Source organism: Eggerthella sp. (assembly GCF_048329335.1).
In the GTDB taxonomy this organism is placed as follows: Bacteria; Actinomycetota; Coriobacteriia; order Coriobacteriales; family Eggerthellaceae; genus Eggerthella; species Eggerthella lenta.
This window is the reverse complement of sequence record NZ_DBFEGU010000276.1, coordinates 1-25525: the sequence shown is the minus strand read 5'-3', so window position 1 is coordinate 25525 and position 25525 is coordinate 1. Positions and strand designations below refer to the sequence as shown.

Annotated in this window: 21 protein-coding genes; 4 read left to right on the top strand and 17 right to left on the bottom strand. The window is 63.2% G+C overall.

The features are described 5' to 3' along the window. The 6 genes from ACMO6A_RS08820 to ACMO6A_RS08795 form a co-directional block, all read right to left on the bottom strand. Positions 1–991 (bottom strand): histidine kinase dimerization/phospho-acceptor domain-containing protein (locus ACMO6A_RS08820; protein ID WP_418471119.1); only part of this gene is annotated, 991 nt, incomplete at its 3' end. A gap of 8 nt (positions 992–999) precedes the next feature. Further along, entirely contained in the window at positions 1000–1692 is a 693-nt protein-coding gene (locus ACMO6A_RS08815; protein ID WP_009306684.1) for a response regulator transcription factor, read from the bottom strand. 210 nt (positions 1693–1902) lie between these two features. Further along, positions 1903–2643, bottom strand: coding sequence for a phosphate ABC transporter ATP-binding protein PstB (pstB, locus tag ACMO6A_RS08810; protein ID WP_021409640.1), 741 nt, complete (start codon positions 2641–2643; stop codon positions 1903–1905). A 121-nt stretch (positions 2644–2764) separates the two neighbouring features. Further along, positions 2765–3733: a phosphate ABC transporter permease PstA gene (gene pstA / locus ACMO6A_RS08805; protein ID WP_021409625.1), complete on the bottom strand. Its 969-nt coding sequence runs from the start codon at positions 3731–3733 to the stop codon at positions 2765–2767. Further along, positions 3733–4593 (bottom strand): phosphate ABC transporter permease subunit PstC, encoded by an 861-nt coding sequence (gene pstC / locus ACMO6A_RS08800; RefSeq protein WP_009306687.1) that lies wholly within the window; start codon positions 4591–4593, stop codon positions 3733–3735. Before pstC ends, pstA begins: the two co-directional genes overlap by 1 nt. An 87-nt stretch (positions 4594–4680) precedes the next feature. After that, on the bottom strand, positions 4681–5604 hold the full coding sequence (locus tag ACMO6A_RS08795) for a substrate-binding domain-containing protein (RefSeq protein ID WP_035585723.1): 924 nt from the start codon (positions 5602–5604) through the stop codon (positions 4681–4683). 586 nt (positions 5605–6190) lie between these two features. Between ACMO6A_RS08795 and ACMO6A_RS08790 the strand changes: the two genes are divergently transcribed. The 3 genes from ACMO6A_RS08790 to ACMO6A_RS08780 all read left to right on the top strand — a co-directional run bounded on the left by ACMO6A_RS08790 (position 6191) and on the right by ACMO6A_RS08780 (position 9810). Next, on the top strand, positions 6191–7714 hold the full coding sequence (locus ACMO6A_RS08790) for a helix-turn-helix transcriptional regulator (protein ID WP_114513288.1): 1524 nt from the start codon (positions 6191–6193) through the stop codon (positions 7712–7714). Between the two features lie 122 nt (positions 7715–7836). Further along, positions 7837–8631: an FAD-dependent oxidoreductase gene (locus ACMO6A_RS08785; protein WP_114513287.1), complete on the top strand. Its 795-nt coding sequence runs from the start codon at positions 7837–7839 to the stop codon at positions 8629–8631. Positions 8632–8766: 135 nt separating this feature from the next. After that, complete coding sequence (locus ACMO6A_RS08780) at positions 8767–9810, top strand: FAD-binding protein (RefSeq protein ID WP_114513286.1); 1044 nt, start codon at positions 8767–8769, stop codon at positions 9808–9810. Between the two features lie 123 nt (positions 9811–9933). Here the strand turns inward: ACMO6A_RS08780 and ACMO6A_RS08775 are convergent, their stop codons facing one another. The 6 genes from ACMO6A_RS08775 to ACMO6A_RS08750 form a co-directional block, all read right to left on the bottom strand. Beyond that, complete coding sequence (locus ACMO6A_RS08775) at positions 9934–11016, bottom strand: DUF2804 domain-containing protein (RefSeq protein ID WP_114513285.1); 1083 nt, start codon at positions 11014–11016, stop codon at positions 9934–9936. After that, positions 11013–11978, bottom strand: a complete 966-nt coding sequence (locus ACMO6A_RS08770; RefSeq protein ID WP_009609437.1) for a mechanosensitive ion channel family protein — start codon at positions 11976–11978, stop codon at positions 11013–11015. The genes ACMO6A_RS08775 and ACMO6A_RS08770 overlap by 4 nt, the downstream gene beginning before the upstream one ends. Positions 11979–12031: 53 nt before the next feature. Next, on the bottom strand, positions 12032–12577 hold the full coding sequence (nrdG, locus tag ACMO6A_RS08765; protein ID WP_114513293.1) for an anaerobic ribonucleoside-triphosphate reductase activating protein: 546 nt from the start codon (positions 12575–12577) through the stop codon (positions 12032–12034). Between the two features lie 10 nt (positions 12578–12587). Next, positions 12588–14915 carry an anaerobic ribonucleoside triphosphate reductase gene (locus ACMO6A_RS08760; protein ID WP_015761255.1) on the bottom strand — a complete coding sequence of 776 codons (2328 nt, stop codon included), beginning with the start codon at positions 14913–14915 and terminating at the stop codon, positions 12588–12590. A 376-nt stretch (positions 14916–15291) separates the two neighbouring features. Next, a complete protein-coding gene (locus tag ACMO6A_RS08755; RefSeq protein ID WP_021409631.1) occupies positions 15292–15558 on the bottom strand; it encodes a hypothetical protein in 267 nt (88 codons plus the stop codon). A gap of 1 nt (position 15559) precedes the next feature. Beyond that, positions 15560–16462, bottom strand: coding sequence for a homocysteine S-methyltransferase family protein (locus ACMO6A_RS08750; RefSeq protein WP_021409623.1), 903 nt, complete (start codon positions 16460–16462; stop codon positions 15560–15562). Positions 16463–18406: 1944 nt separating this feature from the next. Between ACMO6A_RS08750 and ACMO6A_RS08745 the strand changes: the two genes are divergently transcribed. Continuing rightward, the gene (locus ACMO6A_RS08745; RefSeq protein ID WP_114516371.1) at positions 18407–19369 is read left to right on the top strand and encodes a D-2-hydroxyacid dehydrogenase; all 963 of its coding nucleotides are present in this window, start codon (positions 18407–18409) and stop codon (positions 19367–19369) included. A gap of 96 nt (positions 19370–19465) precedes the next feature. On the opposite strand, the gene ACMO6A_RS08740 is transcribed toward ACMO6A_RS08745, so the two are convergent. The 5 genes from ACMO6A_RS08740 to ACMO6A_RS08720 form a co-directional block, all read right to left on the bottom strand. After that, on the bottom strand, positions 19466–21310 hold the full coding sequence (locus tag ACMO6A_RS08740) for an extracellular solute-binding protein (protein WP_114516372.1): 1845 nt from the start codon (positions 21308–21310) through the stop codon (positions 19466–19468). Next, a complete protein-coding gene (locus ACMO6A_RS08735) occupies positions 21285–23588 on the bottom strand; it encodes an EAL domain-containing protein (protein WP_229062571.1) in 2304 nt (767 codons plus the stop codon). The genes ACMO6A_RS08740 and ACMO6A_RS08735 overlap by 26 nt, the downstream gene beginning before the upstream one ends. 114 nt (positions 23589–23702) lie before the next feature. After that, positions 23703–24515, bottom strand: a complete 813-nt coding sequence (locus tag ACMO6A_RS08730) for a UTP--glucose-1-phosphate uridylyltransferase (protein WP_114516377.1) — start codon at positions 24513–24515, stop codon at positions 23703–23705. Between the two features lie 103 nt (positions 24516–24618). Then, the gene (locus ACMO6A_RS08725; protein ID WP_009306699.1) at positions 24619–24804 is read right to left on the bottom strand and encodes a hypothetical protein; all 186 of its coding nucleotides are present in this window, start codon (positions 24802–24804) and stop codon (positions 24619–24621) included. A 110-nt stretch (positions 24805–24914) separates the two neighbouring features. Further along, on the bottom strand, positions 24915–25525 hold a 611-nt coding region (locus ACMO6A_RS08720; RefSeq protein ID WP_418471118.1), incomplete at its 5' end, for a cytochrome c biogenesis protein.

The following is a 25525-nucleotide window of genomic DNA, read 5'->3' as shown; positions in this document are numbered from 1 at the left end:
CCGCGAAGCTGGACAACCTCCCGGCCACGCGCTGCGCCACCGCGTACAGGTTAATGGCCGTCGCACCGTCGTTCTCGAAGGCCGACTCGTCAAGCTTCGACAGCGTCAGCACGTCGTTGATCAGCGAGCGCATGGTCTGCGCCTCGTCGTAGATGAGCGCGGCGAACTTCTGGCGGTCGGAGGGCTGCACCATGTCGTTCTTCATGAGCTCGGCGTAGCCCGATATCACCTGCAGGGGCGTCTTCATCTCATGGCTCACGTTGCTGGAGAAATCGCGGCGCATGTTCTCGGCTTCGGCCAGCTCGCTGTTCTGCTGCTTGAGCTGGCGCTGTTGCTCGTCGATCCGGATGAGCAGCGGGTCCATCTCCTCGTATATCTCATTGTCCAAAGGGTTCGCGAAATCGAGCGCGTCGATGGGCTTCATGATCCGGCTCGTAAGTATCTTCGACAGCAGGAACACGAGCGCCACTGCCACGATGAGCGCTATGAGCACGGGCATGAGCATCTCGCTGAGAAACGATAGCAGCGAATGCCGCGTCTCGGACAGGCGCACGATACTGCCGTCGTCCAGCTTCACCGCCGCATACACGGTGTCGGTGCCCAGCGTTTCAGAGTAGCGCATGGTGACGGCCTCGCCCATGTCTGCCGCTTCCTGCACCTCGGGGCGGTCGGCGTGGTTGTCCATGGCATCGGTGTCGGCGGCGCTGTCGAACAGCACCGTGCCGTCCGCATCGATGAGCGTGTAGCGCGTCAGTCCACTGAACTGCTCTTTCAGCGCGGGAGCGTTCTCGGACGACGGAGTGGCGTTCAGATAGCGCGCCGCATCCTGGGCACTGGCCGCAAGCTCGGTTTCAGCGTCGTGCTCGTAAGACAGGTAGTAGATGGTGGTCATCGTCACGGACAGCGCAACGATGACGGCCAACGTGAACGCGAGCACGCTCGTGAAAATCTTGCCGGACAGGCTCTTAACCTTGAAATGCGTCGGGCTCATGCGCGCGCTCACGAGGAGGGTTTGATGCAGTAGCCCACGCCGCGCACCGTACGAACGAGGGCGTCGGCCCCTTCTTGCGCCGCGGCCAGCTTCTGGCGCAGCGTCTGCACGTGCACGTCCACCGTGCGCGTCTCCCCCACGTACGTCATGCCCCACACGTCTTCCAGCAGCTGGCTGCGCGACAGCACGTGCCCCTGGTTCTGCAGCAGCGTGTGCAGCAGGTCGAACTCCTTGAGCGTGAGCGTGATGGGCTCGCCGCCCACCTGCACGGTGTGAGCCGACACGCATAGTTCGATGGGACCGCAAGACAGCTCGTCGTCGGCCATGACGGGAGGCGCCGACGCGCGGCGCATAAGCGCGTTCACGCGGCTGACCAGCTCCATCATGCCGAAAGGCTTGGCCAGATAGTCGTCAGCGCCGGCATCGAGGCCGCTCACCGTGTCGAACTCGGTGCCCTTGGCCGTGAGCATCATCACGGGCAGATGCTTGGTCGCCGGGTTCTCGCGCAGCATATGGAGGATCTCGAGCCCATCGATTTCCGGCAGCATGATGTCGAGCAGCACCAACTCGGGGAGGCGCTCCTTGCACGCGGCGAAGAACTCGCCCGCCGCCGGGAAGCCCGCCGCCTCGAATCCGGCCTGCTTGAGAGCGTACACCGTGAGGTCGCGGATGTTGGTATCGTCTTCAACGTAGTAGATCATGGGTTGGTCCTTTCGGCCGGCAGCGCGCTTTCGCCGCCGTCGAGCCTATTGTAAAGCAGGAGGAAAAACCACGGGCTTGCGGCAACGTCAAATTTGCGTAAAGCCGAAAGGAAGCCCCTTTGTCATCCTGAGGGAACGCGGCTTTGCCGCCTCCGCTCAGGATGACAGGCCGCGACTTCGGCGCTGCGCTCAGGATGACAACGCTCCGACCTAGCCGAACCTTCCCGCCACGTAGTCGGCGGTGCGGGGGTCGGCCGGGTTCGTGAAGATGTCGTCGGTGGAGCCGGCCTCCACCATCTCGCCCAACAGGAAGAACGCGGTCTTGTCGGACACGCGCAGCGCCTGCAGCATGTTGTGCGTCACCATGATCACCGTGTACTTGCTCTTGAGCTCGCCTACGAGATCCTCGATCTTAGCGGTGGAGATGGGGTCGAGCGCGCTGGTAGCCTCGTCCATCAGCAGCACTTCCGGGCGCACCGCCAACGCGCGCGCGATGCACAGGCGCTGCTGCTGGCCGCCGGAGAACCCGAGCGCGTTCTTCTTCAGGCGGTCCTTCATCTCGTCCCAGATGGCGGCGTCGCGCAGGCTCTGCTCCACGATGGCGTCCAGATCCTCGCGCTTCTTGATGCCGTGGGTGCGCGGGCCGAAGGCCACGTTGTCGTACACGCTCATGGGGAACGGATTGGGCTGCTGGAACACCATGCCCACCCGACGGCGCAGATTGTTCACGTCGATGGAGCGGTAGGCGTCCTCGCCGTCCAACGTGATCTCGCCTTCGATACGGCAGCCTTCCACCAGGTCGTTCATGCGGTTGAGGCTTTTCAGCAGCGTGGACTTGCCGCAGCCCGACGGGCCGATGAGCGCCGTCACCTGGTTTTCGGGGAATTGCAGGTCGATGCTCTTCAACGCATGGAAATCCTTGTAGTACAGATCGAGGTTGCGCACGCCCATCTTGGCGGGCGCGTCGGCGGGCGCCTTCTCCTTGATGCGGCGGTCGGCCGCCTGGCCCTGCGCCTGGGGCATGTAGGTAGCCGGGGCGTTCTGGGTCGGAGCGGTTCTCTCAAGCGTGACGTTAGTCATCGGTGCCTCCCTTGTTCATCTTCTTGGCGGCGAACGTGGCCAGGAGGTTCAGAAGCACCACCATGACCAGCAGCACCACCGCCGTGGCATAGGTCTCGTTCACGTGCAGGCCTTCGCTGGCCAGCGCGTACATGTGCACGGCCAGCGTGCGGGCGGAATCGAACACCGCCATGGCGCCCTCGCCGGCGAAGTTCGGGATCTGGGCGATGGAGCCGGCCGTGAAAATGAGCGCAGCCACCTCGCCCACGCACCGGCCGAGCGCCAGTATCACGCCGCCCAGGATACCGGGCACGGCCGAAGGCAGCACGCAGCGAAACACCGTGCGCAAACGGCCGGCGCCCAAACCGAACCCGCCTTCGCGGTACGCGTCGGGAACGGCCAGCAGCGCTTCCTCGGTGGTGCGCATGACCACGGGCAGCACCATGATGGCCAGCGTGCAGGCACCCGCCAAAAGCGACAGGTTCCAATGCAGCGCCGTCACGAAGAACAACATGCCGAACAGGCCGTAGATGATGGACGGGATGCCCTGCAGCGTCTCGGCGGTGGTACGCACGACAGCTACGAAACGACTGCCGCGCGGCGCGTATTCCACCAGGTAGATGGCCGATCCCACGCCCACCGGCACCGCCATGAGCAGCGAGAGGGCCGCCATCAGCAGCGTGTTCACCAGCGCCGGCATGAGCGAGACGTTCGTGGAGTTGTACTCCCACTCGAACAGGCTGGGCGTGAGGTACGGCACACCGTTCACCAGGATGTAGCCCACCAGGAACAGCAGCACCGCCGTGGTCAGCAGCGCGCCCAGATACACCAGCGCTCGCAGCAGCATGGAAACCACGCGGCGTGCGGCGCGATGACGCTCTTCCGCCGCTTCGAACATCGCATCGATCCGATCGCCCGGGTTGGCGGCGGGCGCCGGGGAGGCGTCGGCCGATTCGTAGGCGATCGTCAGCTTGGGACTCATTACCTCGTCTCACCCCGCTTCTTGATAACGTTGAACAACATAGTGATGAGCAGGATGAACACGAACAGCACCACGCCCGTGGCCACGAGCGCGCCGCGGTGCAGGTCGGCCGCGTAGCCCATCTCCAGCACGATGTTGGCGGTCATGGTGCGCACGCCCTCGAATATGCTCTCGGGAACGATGGGCTGGTTGCCGGCCACCATGATGACGGCCATGGTCTCGCCGATGGCGCGGCCCACGCCCAGCACGATGCCGGCCATGATGCCGGAGACGGCGGCGGGAACGATAACGCGGAACACCGAGCGCTCGTGATCGGCACCCAGCGCCAGCGCACCCTCGTAGTACTTCTTGGGCACGGCATCGAGTGCGCTCTGCGCAACGGTGATGATGGTGGGCAGGATCATGATGCCCAGCAGCACGGCAGCGGCCAGAAGCGACAGGCCGCGGCCCGGCATATTGTCGCGAATAAACGGCACGATCATCACCAGGCCGAAGAAGCCGTAGACAACCGACGGGATGCCCGCCAAGAGCTCTACGCCCGGCTTGAGGAACGCCGCGATCTTGCCGCTGGCGAACCGCGACAGGAAGATGGCGCACAAAAGCCCCGTAGGAACGCCGACCAGGATGGCGCCGGCGGTCACGTAGATGCTGCCCACGATCATCGGGAAGATGCCGTAGATATCGTTGGCGGGACGCCACGTAGTGCCGAAAAGAAACTCGGGAAGGCCGATCTGCGCGATGGCCGGCACGCCGTTCGCGAAGAGAAAGACGCAGATGAGAGCCACCGCGAGGACCGATATCCCCGCGGCGGCCACGAACAGCGCCTTCGCTATGCCCTCTTTGATGTGCAGGTGGAACATGTACACTCCTTGGTCTGGCTATGTCAGCGAGAGGCGCCGAGGCGGGGTGCATCGGCGCCTCGCAGCGTCGAGCTCTTCCGGCGGCTGTTAGGCCGACGGAATAACATCTTCCCACGTGGTCAGCTCGCCGGTGTAGATGCCCTTCACCTGGTCGGACGTAAGCTCGTCGATGGAGGCATCCGGGTTCACGATAACCGCGATGCCGTCCTGGGCGATGACCGTGGCCTTCACGCCGCTCTCGGAGTCCTTGAGCTCGCGGGAGACCATGCCGATGTCGCAGGTTCCCTCGGTGGCCATGTTCACGCCGGTGGTGGAGTCGGACTGGTTGACCTCGATGGCGACGTCGGGATTGAGAGCCTTGTACGCCTCGGCCAGCTTCTCCATGACCGGGGTCACGGACGAGGAACCGGCGATGACGATCTTGCCGGACTTGCCGGAAGCCTTATAGGAGCCCGCGTTGTCGGCAACGGAGATGCAACCGTTCTCCTCGACCACCTTCTGACCGTCGGAACTCATGATGTAGTCGATGAAGTCCTGGGCCACATCGGACACGCCGTCCTTCGTCACGATATTGAACGGACGGGCCACCTTGTACGTGCCGCTCTTCACGTTCTCAGCCGTAGCCTCGGCGCCGTCGATGCTGAGCGCCTTCACCGTGTTGTTCAGCGAACCGAGCGATATGTAGCCGATGGCGTTCGCGTCGCCCGCCACGGACGTCATCATGACGGACGTGGAGTTCGTGATGGCGGCCGTGGGAGTGGTCAGATCAACCTTGTCTCCGTTGGCATCCTTTTCCTCGATGCCGAACAGCTCGATGAACGCACCCCGCGTGCCGGAGCCGTCCTCGCGCGAATAGACCGAGACCTCGCCGGACGGGCTGGTCGAAGCCGACGCTCCTCCGTCGGTTGCGCCGCTCGCACCATCGTCGTTGCCCGACGCACAGCCGAACAGCCCGAACAGTCCCAGCGCCAGAACCGCCGCGCTCACCGCCATTGCCAAACGCTTCTTCATCTTCTTCCTTCCTTCGATGCGCTTTGCGAGCGCATTGCTTTCCGCTGAAGCACGGGCATCGGAGGCCCGCTGCAAGGAACATGATGAAGACGGAGCATCAGAACCGTGTCGGACGCCGGTCAAAAGTCTGTAAAGTTTCGGGAGGCCGTTTTTTTCGCGCCGGCGCTAGATCGACGCAAGACCCACGCCAGGCGTACGCTCGAACGGTGTTGGAAACACCGGCAAGAAATATGGAATCCGCGTTGGAAGCGCGTTGAAAGCGCGCGATATCGAGGAAGATCCGCGCTGGATGCCAGCGATAATGGAGCGGCTCCCGCTCCGCAAGGACAAGGAGCCGTAACAAGAAGCCAAACCGCCGAAGCGATTCGAGAGCCGTGGGGAGTTAGCAGCTCCCTGCGGCTCGACCCTATTATACGAACGGGGGTCGTGAACGCAAGTGCCGGCGCACGGAAAGGTCATAACCGTCTCGAACCGCCGCCCTGATGAGTGGTCAAAATGTTTTGCGCCTCTACGTTATTCGAGAGATCGTGCGAGACCGATCCTGGCGCTCGTCGGCGTCCAGCCGGACGTGTTGTATCATGAACGCATGGACGATACATCGATGCAGGCGGGCATTCACGAGAAGCTGAGCGGGACGGTTGCGTCCACGTTGGGATTCGCATGCCTGTACGCCGTAGCCATCGTCTTCTTCTACTGCGACTGGCTGTTCGATCTGCCCGCGCCCGACCCGCTTGGATACGGCATCGCATTGAACGGCAACCTTTGCGCAGCGGCGCTCGCGGTCTTCCTCGTCGCGCGCGCCCACCCGATCAAAACCGTTCCGGCGGTGGCTCTCGGCACGATCGCATACGCCTTCGCGCTGACGCTCGCGGGAATCGCATCCGCAAGCGGGTCGCTGCAAGCCGCCTACGGGGCAGGAGCCTGCGCCGGCATGGGTGCCGGAATCCTCGTCCCCCTCTGGTTCGATCGCGCAGGGCTGCTCGCACGCGATCGCTTCGCGTACGTGCTGGGCTGCGCGTCGCTTGTCAGCGCGCCGGCCGCGCTCGCGCTCAACGCGCTCCCCCTCCCCGCGCTGCTCGCAGCCTGCGCGACCCTCGTCGCAGCCTCCTCCGTGCTGCTGGTGGCGCTAGACCGCCCTCATGCGCCGCGCACGGAGATGGCGGCCACGAAGTTCGAGGATGCCCGGAACGCCCCGGTGCCCGACAAGGGAACGACCGCGAAAACGCTCGAGCGCGAGCGAGGCGCCGACATGGACGAAGAACCGCAGTCTGCCAAGACGCTGGCCGCGCCGATCTTGTACGTCGTCCTGCTTTCGTTCGCGTACGGGACGCTCGACTTCGTGGCCATGGCGAACCCCCTCGTCACCGCGGCAACGTCAGGATTCGCATCGCAGGTGGGCGGGCTGCTGTCCATCGGCGCGTTCATCCTGTACGTGCGCTTCGACGGCAGGCGCTACGCGGCGCTGCTGAACGTTGCGCTGGCCATCGTGGCCACCGGACTGCTGTTCTTGCCGTTCGTGCCCGGAGCGTACAGCGTGTTTTTGGTAGTGCTGACGCACATGGGATGGGAAATCGCGCTGCTCGTGTCGTACGCACTGGTCATCGACGTGTTCCGATGCGACCGTCGCCGTTTGACGGGATGGGCGGCGCTCGTCTTCGCTGCACCGCGGCCTTTCGTGATGGCAGGCTCGACGGCGGCCTCCCTCATCGCGGTGGACAACCAGTTCGCCTTCGCCCAGATGACCATCGTCGCGTTCGCCCTTTTATACCTCATGCTGATGGGCGTTTGGCTGCTGAGAACCCGCGAGAAACGCGCCGCGGAGCGCGCCATCCGCAAGCGCGACGACCTGATCAAGCGCTACCTGCGCGCACGCGACGACCTCCAAGAGCTGGCCTGCGACGAACTGGCGCAAGAGCACGGCTTGACCAAGCGCGAGACGGAACTGCTGAAACTGCTGTCGCAGGGACGCGATGCGGCGCACATCGAGAAGACCTTGTTCCTGTCGCGCAACACGGTGAAAAGCTACTCGAAATCGCTGTACGCGAAGCTGGGCGTCCATTCGAAGCAAGAACTCATCGACCTAGTCAAGTCTAGTTTCCAGTCTTTGTAACTTGCTTTCCGAACTGCGGAAACGCAAATACCCACCTTCGGGGTGTACCGCTTGTTCCCATCGTCGGCATATTCTGCGATGCATCGAACAGAGGGGTTCGACCGAATCGATGGGAGCAAACCATGGAAACCGAAAACGACACGGCCAGCAGCAAGCAGAACGCGCCGACAGCGAAACCCGCCAGCCTGCACCGAGGCCTATCCCGCCGAACCTTCGTAGGCGCGGCCGCTCTCGCCGGAGTGCAGGTGGCCTTGTTCGGGTTGGCAGGCTGCGCACCGAAGGGCTCCGCAGCGGAAGCAGGCGGTGCCTACCGCCCCGGCACGTACCGAGCTGCGGCGGACGGCAAATTCGACAGCATCACCGTGGAGACGGAGTTCTCCGACAACGCCATCTCCTCCGTGCGCGTGATCGAGCATCGCGATACCGCCCGCATCGCCGACGCGGCCGTGCAGCTCATGCCCGAGCGCATCGTGAGCGCCCAGGGGCTGGGCGTGGACACGGTGACCGGCGCGACTCTGACCAGCATGGGCATCGTGAACGCCGTAGCCGCGTGCGTCGATGAGGCGGGCGGGAAATCGTCGCAGCTCAAGAAGGTAGGCGCGAGCGAGCCCGTCGGCGAGACGAAGGGTCTCGAGTCCGATGTCGTAGTGGTGGGCGCAGGAGCCAGCGGCATGGGCGCGGCCCTTGCGGCGGCGCAAGCGGGAAAGCGCGTGATCGTGCTGGAGAAGAACTCCAACATAGGCGGCAACTGCCTGGTATCAGGCGGCTATCTGGAATACCTGACCGCGCCCGCCGAAGCGCGTCCGGAGATGAGCGAGCAGCTGGACCGCTACGTCGAGGAAGTTTTGGCGAGCGAGCTGGTGATCGAGACCGATCCAGAGCTCGTGGCAACCGTGCGCGCGCAATACGACGACTAGAAGGCCTCGGGCGATACCAAGCTGTTCGATTCGCAGGAGTTCTACGCGCTCGACTTCGCTGCCACCACGGGAGAGGGTCTGCCGCCCGCCGTCTACCTGCCCGTTGCGCGCAACATCGCCGCCGCGAACGACTGGATGACCGAGCTGGGCTTCTCCTGGCAAACGCCGACCCATCTCATCACGGGGTACACGTACCCGCGTTGGTCGAACCCCACGACGGGTGTCTGTGGAGAGGGGTACTTCGACTTCTTCGACGACGTGCTGACGAAGGGCGGCTTCGACGTCCAAGTGCTGCTGGCCACATCCGCGGAAAAGCTCTCAGTGGAAGGCGGCGTCGTGAAGGGCGTGGAATCGCTTGCCGAAGACGGCACCGTGTACAAGGTGACCGCGCCGACGGTGATCCTCGCATCCGGCGGCTTCTCGGGCAATGCCGAGCTATTGCGCGAGTACAACGAAGTGTGGCCCTATCCCTCCGGCACGCTGGCAACCACGAACGTGAACGGCCACACCGGCGACGGCATCGTCATGGCACGCGATCTGGGCGCAGCCGTTGCCGACATGGGCAACCAGATGATGTTCCCGTTCAACGATCCCCTCACGTTCTCGGCAGAGAACGTCTCGGGCACGTTCGCCGAAAGCCCCATCGTGAACAAGCAGGGCAAGCGTTTCCTGGATGAGACGACCGACCGCTTAACCATGACGGCGGCGCTCATGGAGCAGGAGGACAGCCTGTGCTTCATGATCAGCGACGCGAACAGCGTGTACGTCACCGAGGCGTCGCCCGGAGAAGAGACGTTGCTGCGCCGGGGTCAGCTGTTCAAGGCCGACACGCTCGAGGATCTGGCGAAGCAGATGGGCGTCGACGCGACCGCTTTCACCGCCGAGATGGAGCGCTACAACGGCTTCTGCGAAACGGGCGAGGACGAGGATTTCGGGCGCTACCTGTTCAGCGATCTGAGCCCCGTCAAGGAGCCTCCGTTCTACGCCGCGCCCGCTACCTGGGCCGCGCATATCACCATCGGCGGCCTGGATGCCGACGACGGGACGTTCGCCGTGCGCGACGAGAACGGCCAGCCCATAGCCGGCCTGCACGCCTGCGGCGAAGTGCGCAACGGCATCTGCGGCGTGGGCAGCATCGCCGACGGCGTAGCTTGCGGGAAGGCCGTGTGCGCAATCTAGCGCAGAACGGGCAGACGCCTTGGTGTTGGGCATGCCCCAGCTGCCGCGCCGAAACTACGCGCGTCGTCGCGCATGCGAGAAAAGCGCCCTGTCGACCGGCGGGGCGCTTCGCCGTCGAGCGCGTCAGTACACGTTGTGGATGACCTCGGCAGAGCCAAGCAGGTTCGACACAGGCAGGGCCGAGCCGTCGTCAAGCGTCACCGCACCGTCGAAGCGGCCGAATACCTGGTGCTGGTCGGATCGGATCAGCTTGAAGTCCATCCAGTCCACACGGTCGAGCAGCGGCGTGAACACGAGGTCGAGTCGTCCCTCGTCGTCGGTCATATGCCAGGGCTGCATGAGCTGGTAGCGATCGGCCGTCTTCTTCGCGTGCGCGCCGCCCGTCTTCTCGGGGATGCCGAAGTCCACGCGGCGCAGCTTGTGCGCAGCACCGTCGACGAACACCATGTTCTCGGAAGCCGCCGACGTGTCGCCGAACCCGTAGCCCAGGTTGAGGCCGAAGCGACGACCGTCCTGCCAACCCTGCGCCACGGCCCAGTACCACGTGTTGTCGCGCGTCCATACGCCGCGCCCCCAGTCCAGCAGGCCGAACGAGCTCTCGGGGCAGAACCCGTGCACCAAAAGCCCCTTCTTGAAGCTGCCCCTCGCCTGCATGGCGACGATCTTCTGGTTGTAGTAGAACGCGAGCGGGTCTTCGGCCCATGGCGTGCTGATCACCATCGAATCGCGCGGCTCCTCGTCCAGCACGGCCTCGAACGTCAGGTCGTCGCCGCCGTCGAAGCCCGCGAACCACACGTTGAGGCGGCGCTGCCCGCCGGCAACCTCGAAGCGGAACGATACGCGGTTGTTCTCGAAGGAGGTCACGCCCTCGGCCGAGGTGGCGGGCAGCTTGAAGCGCCCCATCGGAAACGGCGAGATCACGCTGGCCGTATGCGACGTGGCCTGCGCGAAGTCCATCACCGATGCCGAGATGAGCCCCACGTAACCCATATCGGCGACGGTCAGCGCCACAGCGAACTCGTCGTCGTTCACCAGGTAGTAGTCCCATTCTTTGATGCGGCGCTTCGGCGCCTTGATACGATCGCGATCGTACGCGCGCAGAAGCGACGTGGCCCACCCGCATTCGGCGAGCTTGCCGTCGAGGTGGTGCAGCGGGCCTTCGGTCAAACGCGTTTCGGACATGGTTTTCATCGCCTCCTCGCTCACGATTGCTCCTCTTTCCCAAGCCGCAGCGCCCGCGCCATGCGCTTGCGGAAGCTCGGCCTCTGCTTCTGCTTGGGAGTCGGCTTCGGTTTAGGCTTCGGCTTGGTCGGCGCATGGCCGGCGGCTTCCTGCGCAGCGGCCTCTTCGGCTTCCTGCTGCGCCTCCTCCAGCACCTGCTCCGCGCGATCGGGCGCCGCCGTTCGGGTCAGCGGCGCCACGGCGCGCAGCACCGCATCGGTTGCACGGCCCGTGGTACGGCTGTCGGCCATGCTGAACGAGATGGAACCCGCATAGCCCTGCGCGGTGATCTCCGAGAACGTGAGCTTCGGCTGTTTAACCACCTTGCCGATGCCGGCCGCCGCCTCGCCGGCCTTGCGCTCGATAGCCTCGGCCACTTCGTCAAGATGCTGGCCTTCCGTGGTGACCACGATGGCCAAGCTTACTTGGTTCGTGGGCGGAAGGTGCGTGAGAGCGGTTTTGCTGATGATGGAGTTAGGGATGAGCACTTCCTCGCCCGCGCCGTTGCGTATGGTGGTGTGGCGCCAGGTGATGTCTTTCACCACGCCTGTGGACGAGCCCACCTCGATGTTGTCGCCGGGTTTGATGATGCGCAGCAGGCTGACCTGCAAACCTCCGATGAGGTTCGACAGCGTGTCCTGGAAGCCCAACGAGATGGCAATGCCGCCGATGCCGAGCGCGGTGATGGCGGCGCTCACGTCCACGCGGAAGCAGGTGGACAGCATGATGCACACGCCGGTGATCCACACAGCTCCACGGGCGATGTTGATGAAGATGGAGCTTGAGGGCAAATCGCGCTCTTCGTTGATGGCAAGCACGCGGCCCAGGAAGCGCCTCGTCAGACGCGCGACGACTGCCGTGATCGCCAGAATGACCACCGCCGAGATGGCCGTGGTCACCCAGTCGGTGCGCACGATTGCGTCGATGTAGTTTTGAAGCTGTTCCATGCCGTTATCCTACCATGTCGACCATACCGTCGCCAAGGAAAGGAGACGGCGCCTCACCACGATGGGGGCTTTACAGGGAAGTCTTCGTGAGTTTCCCACAAAACGATACGACCGCGGGCCCGGGTGGCGGGAACGTCAATCAACCGTTGGTTGTGGGAGCCTCGCCACGGAAGCTGGTAGGAGTGTTGCGCCTGGACGAAGGGGCCGTCCACCAGCACGTCGGTCTGGTCGAGCAGATCGCGCGCGGCCGGATCGGGGATGCCCTCCGCCAGCTGCTCGTAGCGGTAGCCCGAGTACGTCCACACGTCCAGTCCCAGCTCGCGCACTTGGCGCGCCAATGCGGCGCACGCGGCGGCCTGCTCGAACGGCTCGCCGCCCGAAATGGTGACGCCCTGCACCAGCTTGTTGGCAGCGATCTCCGCCACCACGTCGGCGATGGCGCGCACCGTGCCGCCCGCGCAGGGCTGGCTGTCGGGGTTGTGGCACCCAGGACAGCCGTGCGAGCAGCCCTGCACGAACACGGCATAGCGCAGCCCCGGCCCATCGACGATGGAATCCGGAGCCGTGCCGTAAAGACGTATAGTGTCGGGAGGGATCACGTTCAACCTGTTACATCTGATGCTTCACGCGGTCGCCTTCTTCGGCGCGCTTGGCATCGTTGAAGCGGTCGAGGGTGCCCACGAGGTAACCGGTGATGCGGCGGATGCGCTCGAACGACTGGCCGTGCTCCGCCTCGGTGCGGCCGCACTTGGGGCACACGTCTCCGATGATGCCGTTGTAACCGCACACGGGATCGCGATCCACCGGATGGTTCACTGAACCGTAGCCGATGCCGCTCTCCTTCATGTGCCGGATGACGGCCTCGAACGCCTCGAGGTTCTCGCTGGGGTCGCCGTCCAGCTCCACGTAGGAGATATGGCCCGCATTCGTCAGCGCATGGTACGGCGCCTCGATCTCGATCTTGTCGAAGGCGCTGATGTCGTAGTACACCGGCACGTGGAAGCCGTTCGTGTAGTAGTCGCGATCGGTGATGCCGGGGATGGACCCGTAGCGCTCACGGTCCATACGCACGAAGCGGCCGGACAGGCCTTCGGCCGGCGTGGCGATGAGGCCGTAGTTCAGCCCGCGCTCCTGCGACAGGCGGTCGAGGTAGCTGCGCATATGGCCGATGATCTCGAGGCCCAGGTTCTGCGAAGCCTTCGACTCGCCGTGGTGCTTGCCCGTCAGCGCCACCAGCGTCTCGGCCAAGCCGATAAAGCCCAGCGACAACGTGCCGTGCTTCAGCACCTCACGCTGCTCGTCGGTAGGCGCCAGCTTCTCGGAATCGATCCACACGCCCTGGCCCATGAGGAACGGCGCGTTGTACACGTGCTTGCGCGCCTGGATCTCGAAGCGCTCGTCAAGCTGCCCCACCGCCAGCGCAAGCTTCGCGTCCAAGAGGTCGAAGAACAGATCGAGGTCGCCCTTCGAGCGGATGGCCAGGCGCGGCAGGTTGATGGACGTGAAGCTCAGGTTGCCGCGGCCGGGAGCGATCTCGCGATCGGGATCGTACACGTTGCCCATGACGCGCGTACGGCAGCCCATGTAGGCGATCTCCGTCTCGGGCGTGCCCTTGTAGTACTGCGCGTTGAACGGCGCGTCAATGAAGCTGAAGTTCGGGAACAGGCGCTTCGCGGAGCAATGCATGGCCAGCTTGAACAGGTCGTAGTTCGGATCCTCGGGGTTGTAGTTCACGCCCTCCTTCACGCGGAAGATCTGCACGGGGAAGATGGGCGTCTCGCCGGAGCCGAGGCCTTCCTCGGTGGCCAGCAGCATGTTCTTCACCACCATGCGACCCTCAGGCGAGGTGTCCATGCCGTAGTTCACCGAGCTGAACGGCGTCTGCGCGCCGGCGCGGCTGTGCATGGTGTTCAGGTTGTGCACGAGCGCCTCCATGGCCTGGAACGTCGTGCGGTCGGTATCGCCCAGGGCGTTCTTAGCCGCATAGGCCACGGCCTTGTCGGCGGCCTCCTCGCTGGCGCCGACCTCCACGAGCGCCGCGCGCACGGCGGCCTCGAAGCCCTCGTCCATGGCGAGGCTGGCCCACACGCCCGTCTCCGCCTCGATGCGCGCGAGCGCGTCCTGCGCGAACGCGCGGGAGTCGTCCACGGAATCGCCCAGCAGCAGATCGACGGCTTCGGCCAGATGCTTCTTGTACAGGCGGCGGTACGTCTTGCGCACGCCCTCGGCCAGACCGTAGTCGAAGTCGCAGATAGCCTGGCCGCCGTGCTGGTCGTTCTGGTTGCTCTGGATGGCGATGCAGGCCAGCGCCGCGTAGCTGGCGATGTCGTTGGGCTCGCGCAGCACGCCGTGGCCCGTGGAGAAGCCGCCCTTGAACAGCTTCTTCAGCTCGATTTGGCAGCACGTGGTGGTGAGGGTGTAGAAGTCCATGTCGTGGATGTGGATGTCGCCCTCACGATGTGCTCGCGCGAACTTCGGATCGATGACGCACATCTCGTAGAACTGCTTGGCCGACTCCGAGCCGTACTTGAGCATGGTGCCCATGGCGGTGTCGGCGTCGATGTTGGCGTTCTCGCGCTTCATGTCGGAATCCGACGCCTTCGAGAACGTGATGTCCTTGAGCGTCTGGATGAGGCGGCTGTTCACGTCGCGCGAGCGGCTGCGCTCGGCGCGGTACAGGATGTAGGACTTGGCCGTCTGCACGAAGCCGGACTCGATGAGCGTCTCCTCCACGAGATCCTGCACGCCCTCAACCGTGGGCGCGCCCTCGATGGCGCCGCTCTCCAGCTTGTCCACCACGCGCTGCGCGATATCCTCGGCCGCCGCGCGATCCTGCATGGCCCCGCATGCCTGGAAAGCGCGCTCCACCGCCTCGGCGATCTTCTCCTGCTTGAATTCCACCGTTCGGCCGTCGCGCTTCATGATGGTCTCGACCATGCTGCCAATCCTCTCTTCGAGCTTCTTCTTGCTTCGTCGTTTTCCTGCTGCGAGCTGTGGCTTCGCTTGGTTTATGCGCAGTGTTTCCACACGATCTACGCCATGTTTTCCACAATATGTAGTAGTAGGTGATGTTAGGAAAGTGAATATATAGTACTCGCGCGGCGCCCACCATGCAAGAGGTAAAACCGTGGAGATTCAACGCCCACACGGGATGCGGCGGGCGATTCACAGTATATCCACGGGCATGCAGGCGAACGTTGGAAGCTCGTCCGAGGCGACGCGCGCACGCGGAGAGCAGCTTCGCCAGAAGAACACCGCGAACGACGGGCTCGCACCGATGCCCCCGCCGGCCGCAGCGGCCTCGCCCCACGCGCTATTGGACGGTGCCGTACACCTGCCCCCACGCATGCCCGCCGATAGCCGAGTTCAGCTGGTCGCATAGGCGCTGGCGCGTGTAGCTGCCGGGCGGCAGCAGGTTGACGATCTCGGCCAGGTCGTCGGGAAGGTCGGCGGCCTCGGCGGCCACGACGATATCGAGGCGGCGGAGCTTCTCCTTCGGCCCCAGCCCGAGGTACAGCGAATCCACCACATCCTGCAGCGCTCCGTAATGCGGGCTGCGCACCGTGTTAGAGCCTACCATGCTACTCCTCCACATCCGAGCGCACAACGTCGAACCCTTCGCTGGCCGCCGCGAGCGCGCCTGCATAGGCCGGCGTGGCGGCACCGGCCGCACGCAGGAACTGGGCTCCGGCCGCACGCAGCTGCACGGCCGCCCCTACCAGCACATCGGGGCAGTAATACGGGTTCTCGTGCGTAACGTCGCCTTGCTTCGGATTATGCTCGCGCACGATCAGCTGAGCCAGCACCGGCAGCCGCCCCGCCCCGCTGGCGCGGCGAGCGAACGTCACGGCCGCATCGAGCGGAGCCGCCGTGGCGAAGCCGACCACGCTGGCCTCGTAGTCCACCATGACGGCGAGCGCATCCTCGAACGTGTGCCGGCCGTCGGCCAGCATGCCGTCGGCATCCACGTCCACCGACGCGAACACCGGCGCGCCGCTCACCTGGCGCACGCCCATGAGCGCGCACTTGAGGTCGGCCGGGTTGGCGAACCCGTTGAGGAAGAACGCGTCGAACTCCTGGCCATCGCAGGCGCGGGCGGCACGGGCGTACTGGTCGCGGTTCTCGTTGAGCGAGCTTTTGCTGGCGGCATCGAGGGGGAGGCCGCACGGGCCGATCTCCACCAGCACGTGCTGGGACTTCAGCTCGCGCGCCAGGGACAAGCCCGTGCGCACGATCTCCGCCGCGCGGTCTTCCATGCCGCGATGCGCCAGACGAGCAGGCGCGATGCCTTCCGTGTTCGCCACGAGGCACTGGGCGCCTGCCATCTTGTTGAGGCGCAGCGCATCGCGCACCGCCTCCGGCTCCACAAGGTTGGCGAATTCGAGATCGTGTTCCACGTCGAACCCTTGCCGGGCCAGTACAACGGCAACCGGCGAGGACAGCACGAGCATGTCCTTGTGAAAACGAAGCGTGATATCGGGCATGGGGAGTTCCTTTCGTCAGGTGATCCATGATACCGAAAAGAGCCCCGACATGCGACCGTCGAAATGAGCCGATGCGCTCGCGCACACCGAGACGGAAGCACCTCGCGCGAACGGCGCAGTTCGAGCGGCGGAAGGAAGGAAGACGGACGCTCGCCGACGCTTCGCGGCATTTCACAGGACGAACATGAGTCGATCACGTGTTCTTCAAGGCTTACTTTTATACTTGGTCTCGCAAACGAAAGAATCCCCTCCTTTCAGTTTGTACTGCTTTTCCCCTTACAAAGCAGTGGCGGCACCTCGGTGCCGCACATCCCCCTCCTTGTGGCCCGGTGGAGCTCCCCTCTCCCCGGGCCGATCTGTTTCTCGTACCCGCACACGCCCGCTTCCGCATCATCGACCAACGCATATCATCGTAGAACATGTTACTTCAGGTCGATGCCGCTTTGAGGCAATGTCGTTCGCCAACCTTTCACTCGCCAGATTTCTGCGGCGCGGCGCCCATCGGAAAACTTCTTTTCCTGACTATTTTGATCCTTGTTAACGAACCGTTACTCTGCGACCCATCGTTTCACAAAACGCGCACGCCCGCATCATACGATGTGCGCGAACGACCCGTATACTAGCAGCTGTAAACGAAAGGCTCCCCTCCTTTCAGTTTGCCTCTGCTTTACCCCCTTAGAAGCAGAGCGATGCGCAAGCGTCGCATCATCCCCCTCCTTGTGGCCCGGTGGAGCTCCCCTCTCCCCGGGCCGATCCGTTTTCATGCCCCTCGCTTCGTCGAACCCGCCGAGACAATGCATGGAGCCCGCGCCCACGCAGCGGCCGAACGGCAGAGCGGCAGAGCGGCAGAACCTCCGCCTGAGCCGTCACCCAGTCACGTCCCTCGCTGCAAACGCGCGATTTCGCCAACCTACGCTGCTAAACCAGGATTGACATGCACCGCCGCATGCCGCTTCCTCTGTCGGACAGCTAGCGATCAGGCGAGGCGAGCGTCCGGCCGATGGCCGAAGGGGGCTTCCGAGCCGCCGGCGAGTTTTCGCGGGGCGGGTCGACCTGAGCTATGTCAATCCCGGTTTAACAGCGAACGCCAACCTATGTGCTGTAAAAACGCCGGTTTGGCAGTCCCGGCCCGATCTGGCGATGCGTTCCGAGGCGGCGACAAAGCGCGAACTGGGATTACGCCTCGCCGATCCTCGGGAAGGAGCGTCGGGCGCGATCGAAGGCCGCCGAAGACTGCCAAACCGACGTTTTTGCAGCACATCGTATGGCGAAGCCGTGCGGCCGAACAAGCATGCGCGTACAAACGTTTCACATGAAACACTAAGAGGGACTCCACGGTTTGGGGCGGGATCCCAGCTGCAGCTCCACGTGGAACCGCACGGCTTCGGACGATCCCCGACCACGGACCCGACAGGCCCGCGACGTCCTCGGTTCGACGGCAAGACCCCCGCTTCTTGGCAGCAATCGACCGGTTTGGTAATCCCGCCGAGTGCTTCACTTGACGTTTCGAGAACCCGAGCTGGGGAAACGCCTTCGATCGCGCTCGGCAAGCCCGAAGCGCCGCAGCCGGGTCCTCGCCAGAATTGCCAAACCGGTCGATTCCTACCGCCCGACGTCGTTTTCGCCGTCAAACCCCCGGCGCTCCGTTGGACAATCAGCTCGAGCTTCCGCGTCAGGGGTTTTCCCTGTCTTTTTGCGTCATGTTTACCTATCTGTTACTTTCAAGGCCCCCAATTCACAAAACATGCACTCGTGCATCATATGATATTCAATGTCAACTTTTATAATAGCTTCAGCAAACGAAAGGCTCCCCTCCTTTTCAGTTTGCATCTGCTTACCCCTTAAAGCAGAGCGGCACCCAATAGGTGCCGCATCATCCCCTCCTTGTGGCCCGGTGGAGCTCCCCTCTCCCCGGGCCGATCCTTTTCTCGGGAAGGAACGCCTATGAACATCGTGGTCCTCGAAGGACAGGTGAACAACCCCGGCGACTTGAGCTGGGACGCGCTCGACCGGTTCGGCACCGTCACCGTGTACGACCGCACGTCGCGCGACCAGCTGAAAACTCGGGTAGCCGAAGCCGACATCGTCGTGTCGAGCAAGACGGAATGGAACGCCGAGGCGCTCGGCTGGGCTCCTCGCCTCAAGATGATCGCGCTCACCTCCACCGGCTACAACGTGGTGGATCTCGACGCGGCGCGCGATGCGGACGTGATCGTATCGAACGTGCCCGCCTACTCCACGCCCGACGTGGCGCAGATGACGTTCGCGTTGCTGCTGGAGCTGTGCTTGCATGTAGGAGAGCATTCCAATCTGGTCATGGAAGGCGACTGGACGCGCGCCAAGGACTTCTCGTTCTGGAACACGCCGCTCGTGGAGCTGGCAGGCAAGACGATGGGCATCGTCGGCATGGGAAGCATCGGGCAGGCAGTATGCCGCATCGCGCGTGCTTTCGGCATGCCCGTGGTGTTCGAGAATCGATCGGCAAAACCCCAACTGGAAAGCGATGGCGTGCGCCAAGTGAGCCTCGACGAGCTGCTGGCCGTTTCGGATGTGGTGACCCTGCACGCACCGGCCACGCCCGAAACCGACCGCATGATGAACGCCCAGACCATCGGCCGCATGAAGGACGGAGCGTACCTCCTGAACACTGCGCGCGGCACGCTGGTGGACGAGCAGGCCGTGGTGGACGCACTGCGATCCGGCAAGCTGGCGGGTTTCGCAGCCGATGTCGTGTCGGTGGAGCCCATGCAACCCGACAACCCCTTGCTGCAAGCGAAAGGCCAGAACATCATCGTAACGCCCCATATCGCCTGGGCTACCCACGAAGCCCGCGAACGCTTGCTGGCTACCGTGACCGCTAACGTCGGCGCGTTCGTGGAGGGTGCCCCGCAGAACGTTGTGAATTAGACGGCTACGTACGACTGCGTCTCGGAACCCGGCCGCTTCCGCGGCATCCCGGCTTCACCTCACTCTGCCGCCCGTCGCACGACGGGCGGCAGTGCGTCAACGCGCGGCCTTGCAAGCAGTGAACGCGGGGACGGGCTTCACGTCCGACACCGCCGCATCGGTCAAGCGGGACGTTTCGACCGCCCCGTCGAAATACGTCACCGTGAATACGTCTTCGTCGGCGACTTCAACGCCGTTCACTTTGAGCGATCGCACTTTGCGATCTGCATCATAGTCCACCTCGGCTCCCGACACCTCGTAGCGGAACGGAGCAAGGGCCTCCCTCGACGCGTCCTTCCGCTCGAACGTGCGCCCGCTCTCTAGCACCGCGCGCAGGTCTTCGCCCGAAATGCGCGCAGTGGCCAGCGTGGGCACCGGCTTCCCCGCATTGGGCAAGAGCACGGTCAGCTCATTGGCGTGCAGCTCCCCTTCGTACAGCTTGCCGGAAATCCCATAAGGATGCATTTGCCCGTCTGCCATGCCGCCAGGCAGCATAAGGCACAGGTCGGTGCCCCCGTACTCCCTGAACGCGTCGGCGAAGTATCGGACGGTCTCCTCCCGGCTCAGGTCGCGTTCGATATGTGCCACTACGTCGCCGATCTGGGTTTCCGACTTGTTGGACTTCATAGCCTCGTCGCAGGCCTGCAACGCTTCCTCGGCGCTGACGGTGCCAGCGATGTACCCGCCCAGCGCCTCTCCTCCCAGCAAGAGCGGCGCAGTGTAAGCCGCCAACTCCACAAGGTTATTGCGGTCGACCACGTTGCGGTAATCGCTCAAAAGCGGCGCGTGGAGCTCGCCGTCCGCCTTTCTCGTGGCCGGATATCGCCCTTCCGCGCCATCCGTGAACATGCTCTGGCCCTCGGGGGTGCTCATCAGGTCGAACATCTCCAGCGCTATGGCCAGCTTCTCCTCGTTGCCCGGCTCTTCCAGCTTCTTGTTAATACCGTAGTACGAGCTGACCGCATACAGGTACCAGCCGTTATCTTCGCCCTCGCCTCTCGCAAGGAACGGAGCTTGGCCCAAATCGAAGTCGAAATCAGTGGTCTTCACGTTGTTGGCAACGCCGTAGATCATGGCCACGTCACCGTTCGCGAACATCTCCGCGGCGTCCGAATTCGACAGGGAAAGGTCGTCAGCCGAAATCAATCCGCTGTCGAGCCAAAGCCGATACTCGTCCATGAAAGGCTCGAACGTGCCCACCATGCTCGCTTCGCCCGCAAGATAATCCTGTTCCCAAGACGACCCCTGCGGCGTGTGCAGAAACTGCGCCGAAGCGATATTGGTCAGCTGCAGGAAGCGTTGACCCGTCAGCTCCATCGAGTACGCCATAAGCCGGATGCCCTCCGCCTTCGCCTGCTCGTTGAGGGCAATGAGTTCCTCGAGCGACTGAGGCGCCTCCCAGCCGTGCTCGGCGAAAAGGTCCTTGTTGTAGAAGAACCCTGCAAGCGTCAGGTAACCCGGCAGATAGTAGAGGCTGCCGTCGATGGTCATGCGATCGAGAACGCTGGGAAGGTACTCGCTGGAAAAATCGTACGCCGCGAGATCCACCAGATTATGCTCCAAATCCTCGGTCAGATCCTGATTGCGCGTGTTGATCAGGATATCGGGGATATCGCGCTGCTCGAGCTCGGTGACGATCTGCGCGGAATAGTTGCTGTTCGAATACGTATCGAACTCGAAGCGCAGGTTGGGGTGACGATTGGTCATCTCGTCCAACAGCTCCTGCGGCAGCTCCTTGGTCTGGCATTTCGATACCGTCAGCACTATCTCATCGTCGCGTCCGGACGCATTGCCCATAGCCTCGCCGGAACAGCCGACCAGTCCGATGCCGACCAGCGACCCCGCTAGCGCGATCGACGCGAACGTCTTCGCCGCCTTACCGGCTCTCTTCAACGCTTTCACCGCGATCTCCGTTTCCCCTCATCGTATCGTCTAGTTTGAAATCCTGGAACTCATCGGCGGGCATTGGTTTTCCGAACACGTACCCCTGCACCACATTGCAGCCGACGCTCTCGAGGAAATCCACCTGTCCCATATCCTCGATCCCTTCGGCAACCGTTTCGATACGCATGTCGCGCGCTATGCCCACGATGCCGTTGACGATGCTCCTTGCCTTGTCCATGTCGGTATCTCCGCGGAAGAACCCCTGGTCAAGTTTGATGATATCCACTTCGAGACTACGCAACATGTTGAGGCTGGAGTAACTGCTCCCGAAATCGTCCATGGAGCAACGTGCGCCTAACGCGTGGATGCGCCGAATAACTTGGTTGATCTCGCCGGTGCGATCGAACACGACGGACTCGGTGAACTCGAATTCCAGGTAGCGAGCCGGAACCTGGTTCTCGGCGATATGGCGCTCGTAGCGCGCGAAGAAATCCGAAACGTCGAAGTTCGAGCGCGAGACGTTGACTGAAACGCAGAAAAGCGGCCTCCCCTCCCGCTCCCATCGCTTCAACAAAGCGCACACCTGGCAAAACATGTAGAAATCCAGCTCGGCGATAACGCCGTCGCGCTCGAAGAGCGGAACGAACTCGTTCGGGCAGAGCATGCCTTCCGGAGAGATCCAGCGCACGAGCGCCTCGGCACCGACGATGCAGCGCTCGGGCAGCGCAACCTTCGGCTGCAAATACATATGAAACTCGCCGTTCGCAAGCGCATGGGGAAAGCGATCCTCGAGCTCCTTCTCTCGAAGGAAGCGCCGACGGAGGCGATCATCATAGAAGCCAACGCGTGCACCGCTTGGAAGCATCCGCTTCTCCGCGCTCGCACGCGCCAAGTTAGCCGCATCGGTCACGAGCGTGAACTCTTGCTCGAGCGCATCGTCGTCCAGTATGTAAGCGCCGAAGTCCATCGACACGAGCACTTGCTCGCCGACGCTCTCGGACGTGAGCCTGAACTCGTTTAGACGCTCCTTCGTCGATGCCTCGTCAGGCTCGCGCAACAGAATGACGAAATGGTCTGCGGAGACGCGTGCCGCGAACTCGCCTTCGCGCAGCTGCCGCTCTATCATGTCGTACGCCGACCTGAGCAGACGGTCTCCGCCCTCCTTGCCCTCGCGATCGTTGTACGACTTGAATTTGGCTATGTTGGCGTACACGAGCACCAAGTTACGCGGATCCGTTCGGACGACGTCGTAATAGCGCTCGCGAAACCGGCCGGCCGTGTCTCCGCCGGTAACAGGATCCACGTAGGCGATGGCCTCCAACCGTCGACGATTGCGATGCTGCACGATCACGATGAACAGCATGATCACGCCGAACACCAACGCCACCGTAACGCCCACCGCCACGGTCAGCAGATACAGGCTGTTCGTCCTCTGATCGACGTAATCGCTGGGAACGATGGACAGCAGATGCCAATCGCTCACGCCCACAGGCGTATAGCAGAAATACGAACTGACGCCGTTGTACTTCGCAAGAACGACGCCTTGTTCCCCCTTTTTGAGCCCCGCCCGCAGAACGTGGACCGGCTCTTCGTCATCGGCGTTCTGGCTCTCCAAAGCCGACACGATATTGTACTCGCCGCTGATGGCCGTTTGATCCTCGGGACGCACCGCCACCGAACCGTCGTCCTTGACGATGCAGGCGTATCCTCTCCCTTCGAACGAATCGATGGACAGGAGCTGCAGCATCTCGTCCACCCCGTACACGCCCGCAAGCGCCTTCATGTGATGCCCATCGATGACCGCGTTCACGGGAATTGAAAACACGAGCACATCCTGGCCGTCCATGGTCTCGATACCCGAGATGGAACGTTTGCCTTCAAGCAACGTCTTGTTGAGATAGTCCTGCGACCTGGTGTAGCGCTGCGTGGTGTCGGCGAAGTACCACACGCCGTCCTCGTCCACATAAGCAAGGCGGGACAGATTCCACCGATCCCTATCCTCGGCCATTTCTCCGTTCAGCTCGTCGAGCGTGGCGCCGTTCTCCACCAACGTCATCTGACCGCGTTCGATGGTTTCCATCGCCGAGAATATCTGAGAGGTGACCGTGCGCACGTTCTCGGTGATCTGGCTGGATATATCAGCCAAGTATCCGATGCTGTCTTTGCGGGTAAGATTGCGAACCGTGTCCGAGTACGCGTGGACTAGCAGCGCTCCTCCTATAACGGCGACGATGACCACGGAGGCAACGGCAGCCGCAAGCCCGATCATGCCTCTTTCGCCGCGCGCGTGCCTCATGACACCTCCAGCTGCCGGATACGCTTTTTCGAGGACATTATACTATTCGAAGGCCTGCCAGATGACGGCAGGCCTTCGCAATCGCTCCGTTACGCTCGGCGACGGTTGTTCTCGCTATTCTGCTGCGCGCCTGAACAGCACGTTGTTGGTTTCCAGCCAGCTTTCCACCGTGCCGGTGTCGAAGCCGTCGGCGGGGTCGATGATCAGCGCGTACATCTCCTCCTCGCGCAGCACGGCGTCCAGCGCATCGGTCAGCTGGATCTCGCCGCCCACGCCGGGCTCCACGTCGGCCAAAAGCTCCATCACGCGAGCGCTGAGGAGGTAGCGGCCAAACACGGCCAGGTTCGACGGCGCGTCCTCCAACGCCGGCTTCTCCACCAGCGCGTCGATCTTCCACACGTCGTCGGCCACGGCCTCGCCCGCGATGACGCCGAAGCGGCTGACCTGGTCGTCCGGCACCGGCATGACGGCGATGACGCTGGCGCCGCCGTGCGCGTCGGACACTTTCTGCATGCGCGGCAGCATCTTGTTGTCGGGCACCAGCACGTCGCCCAACAGCACGTAGAACGGCTCGTCGCCCGTCTTCTCGTGCGCGCACCGCACCGCATGCCCCAAGCCCAGCGCCTCGTCCTGGTACACGTAGCTCACGTTGTAGTTGCCCACGCGCTCCACTGCGTCGGCATACGCATCCTTCCCGCGGGCGCGCAACAGCTCCACAAGCTCCGGGTTCGGCGAGAAGTGCTCCTCGATGGCTTTCTTCTCGCGGCTGTTGATGATGACCACCTCGTCGGCGTCAGACGCGAGGCCCTCCTCCACCACGTACTGGATGGCCGGTCGGTCGACTACCAGCAGCATTTCCTTCGGCTGCGCCTTCGTGGCGGGCAGGAAGCGCGTGCCGAGGCCGGCAGCGGGAATGAGAGCCTTCATGGGCATACCTTTCTCTGTAACGTGCGCGAAGCGCCGCAGAAGCGGCGCTTCGTCCATGGTGTTCGGTTATTGTAGCACGACGGGAAAACCCGTCGCCATCCTGCTACTTTGCCTGCAGTTCCGCGACGGCCTCTTCCAAAACCGCCATCTGCTTCTCGGCCTTCTTGTAGCTCAGCGTGATGACCAGCATGTACACCAGAATAGCCAACCACATGAGCACGTACGCTCCGATGATGAACGGCATCGACGGAACGATGGTGCTGTATATCTCTACGAGAACCGGATTCATAAGTTTCTCCTTTTATCAACAACGAACATCCCACAGGTCCAGCAAGGTCAGCGAGGGCTTCCGCAGTGCCCGAGATCGCCCCGCTCCGCCGTTCGCAGAACGGCGGACCCTCAGTCTTCCAACTGCTCCTTCAGCGCTTCGACGCGCTCGGTCAGGCGAACCTGGCGGAAGCGGAAGCGGTACAGGGCGAACCCGATCAGCATGATGCCGACGAGGCAGAACATGAGCGTGATGCCCATATCGGCCGACATGCCGCCCTCGCGCACGACCACCGGGTGGATGCTGGAGGGAATCAGGCGCGTTACCATAAAGCAGATCGGCACGTCGATGAGGGCGATGATGCTGAGCACCGCCCCGTACGTCGCGCGACGCTCGGGCTCGTCGATGGCGTTGCGCAGGATGAAGTACGCGATGATGATGAGCATGAGGATGAGGTACGTCGTCAGGCGCGGATCCCACGTCCACCACACGCCCCATTCGAACCTCGTCCACAAGTCGCCCGTGATCATCGTGCACGCCACGAACAGCAGCGCGATCTCCATCGCGATCTTCGAGCAGGTGTCGAAGCGGCGGTTCTTCGTCATGAGGAAGCGAACCGCGTAATAGCCCGCGAACGCCAGCGCGATGAACGACGTGATAGCCACCGGCATATGGAAGTAGAAGATCTTCTGCGACAACAGCAGCACGCTGGTCACCATCTGGCCGCCGATCATCTCGACGC